2 protein-coding genes and 1 pseudogene are annotated in these 2,890 nt (G+C 45.8%); all 3 read left to right on the top strand.

All coding sequences use genetic code 11. From position 1 onward, the window contains the following. Positions 1–1,078 (top strand): MATE family efflux transporter (locus tag CCU_RS07605; RefSeq protein ID WP_208896094.1); only part of this gene is annotated, 1,078 nt, incomplete at its 5' end. 73 nt (positions 1,079–1,151) lie between these two features. Next, entirely contained in the window at positions 1,152–2,687 is a 1,536-nt protein-coding gene (locus CCU_RS07600; protein ID WP_022216041.1) for a Y-family DNA polymerase, read from the top strand. Positions 2,688–2,696: 9 nt separating this feature from the next. After that, positions 2,697–2,890, top strand: a pseudogene (locus CCU_RS07595) (hypothetical protein); the annotation flags it as partial.

The following is a 2,890-nucleotide window of genomic DNA, read 5'->3' as shown; positions in this document are numbered from 1 at the left end:
CAGCGTGAAGTTTGCCCTTATATGCGGAATAGTTATGCTTGTTGCGGGAATGTTTGTGGCAAGACCGATTCTTGAGGCCATAGATACCCCTGAGAGGGTGCTGGATCAGGCTGTACTTTATTTGAGGATATACTTTGTGGGAATGCCGTTTATCATACTTTATAATTTTGGAGCGGCTGTGCTCAGAGCTATAGGTGATACAAGGCGTCCGCTTTACTGCCTGATAGTTTCAGGTGTACTCAATGTTGTACTCAACCTGTTCTTCGTGTGTGTGTGTAAACTTGGAGTGGCAGGCGTCGGCATGGCAACGGTCATATCAAATGTTGTCAGTACGGGAATAGTCATGTATATATTGATGCATGAGGAAGGTCCACTCAGACTCGATATAAAGAATATACGAATAGATAAAGTGCGCCTGGGAAAGATACTCAGGATAGGAGCTCCATCAGCGATACAGACGGCAGTTTTCTCATTGTCAAATGTGCTGATACAGGGCGGAATCAACAGCTTTGGTCCTGATGCTGTGGCAGGCTCATCCACGGGTCTTAATTTTGAATATTTTGCATATTTTGTCATATCCGCATACGCACAGGCAGCAGTGACATTTGTGAGCCAGAATTATGGTGCAGGTGAGAAGGAGAGATGCAGAAAAGCTCTCAGGATTGCCATGTTAGAGGGCATGCTTATGACGGCTGTGTTCAGCAGTGTCATGATGCTTTCAGGGGATTTTCTTGTGAGATTTTATACAACAGATACAGAGGTTATAAAGTATGCACTTATAAGAATGAAGCATGTCATGCTCCTTGAGGCGATGACAGGAACATATGAGATGACAGCTGCGGCACTCAGAGGCCTTGGCAGATCCATGCTGCCGGCTATTATAACAGTTGTGGGTTCAGTAGTGTTCAGGATCATATGGATATATACGGTGTTTGCGCGATATCATTCTTTTGGCATGCTTTTGAACGTGTATATAGTTTCATGGATAATAACAGGTACGGCGATGATAATCGCATACATACTCGTATCGAGGAAAGTGCTGGGGCATACACGGGCCGGCGGGACGGCTGCTGTATAGTATGTGACCCAAGGCACATAAGCATCAGAAAGAGAAGATTAAGACTGAGCAAGAAGTGACAGGAGGATTGACTGTGGATAGGGATAAGAAAGATAGAACGTATATTGCGATAGATCTGAAATCCTTCTTTGCATCGGTTGAATGTGTTGAGCGCGGACTTGATCCACTGACCACCAATCTGGTAGTGGCAGATGCGTCGAGAACAGAGAAGACCATATGTCTTGCTGTTTCCCCGTCGCTGAAGAGCTATGGTATACCTGGAAGAGCCAGACTGTTCGAGGTGGTGCAGAGGCTTAAGGAGGTCAATGCCAGCAGGAGAACACTTTCACCCGGTGGAAACTTTTCCGGGGAGAGCTGCGATTCCAATGAGCTTGCGGAGCATAATGAATTTGCGGTTTCGTATATAGCCGCTCCGCCACGTATGGCATATTACATGAAGTACAGTACGGATATATATAACATCTATCTGAAATATGTAGCACCAGAGGATATGCATGTGTATTCCATAGATGAGGTGTTCATGGATGTGACGGATTATCTTGGGATATATAAGATGAGTCCGCACGATCTTGCCATGACGATCATACAGGATGTGCTTGCACAGACCGGTATAACAGCAACAGCAGGGATAGGAACGAACCTCTACCTGTGTAAGATAGCGATGGATGTTGAGGCAAAGCATATAGCCCCGGATAAGGATGGAGTCAGGATAGCAAGTCTTGATGAAATGTCGTACAGACAGAAGCTGTGGAATCACAGACCGCTCACAGATTTCTGGAGAGTGGGAAAAGGATATGCGAGAAAACTTGAGAGTCATGGACTTTATACAATGGGTGATATCGCCAGATGCTCACTGGGACATGACGATGAGTATTACAACGAAGATCTGCTGTACAGATTATTTGGTATAAATGCAGAGCTGCTCATAGATCATGCATGGGGCTGGGAGCCTTGTACCATTGCAGATATCAAGGCTTACAAGCCGGAGAGGAACAGCATAGGTTCAGGACAGGTGTTGTCATGCCCATACGAATATGAAAAAGCCAGACTTATTATCCGTGAGATGACGGATCTGCTCGTGCTGGATCTTGTGGATAAGAATGTCAAGACAGATCAGATGGTCATAACAGTGGGGTATGATATAGATAATCTCAAAAAGAACGCTGCGGGAGCGAAATTTTCCGGAGAGATACAGACAGATATGTATGGGAGAAAGATACCGAAAAGTGCCCATGGAACGGTGAATCTTGGAGAGTATACATCATCTACACAGGTCATCATGGATGCGGTGACCGGATTGTTTGAAGAGATCGTAGATCCTTTATTGTATGTCAGAAGGATATATGTCACGGCGAACAATATCATATCGAATACTGCGGCACATGAGAAACAGTCAGCAAGGCAGCTCAGTCTGTTTGATGATTTTGGAGACGGGGCAGCAGAGACGGAGAAAAAGCAGCGGGATATGAAGCGGGAGCAGAGCATGCAGAAAGCGATGATAGAGCTCAAGAAGAAATTTGGCAAAAATGCAGTCCTTAAGGGAATGAATCTTGAGGAGGGCGGTACGACGATAGAGAGGAACGGACAGATAGGCGGTCACAAGGCTTAGGAGGGGCTTATGGAAGATAATTACGATGACATAATACAGCTTCCACATCACGTGTCCTCTGTTCATCCGCACATGTCTATCCATGACAGAGCAGCACAGTTTGCCCCGTTTGCCGCACTCACAGGACATGGAGCAGCCATAGCGGAGACTGCAAGGCTCACCGATAAGAAGTTGGAGCTGGATGAGAGTCAGAAAATGGTTCT

The organism is Coprococcus sp. ART55/1 (assembly GCF_000210595.1).
GTDB classification, from domain to species: Bacteria; Bacillota; Clostridia; order Lachnospirales; family Lachnospiraceae; genus Coprococcus; species Coprococcus aceti.
Note: the sequence above shows the minus strand (reverse complement) of the source record. Positions and strands in the feature narration are given on the sequence as shown.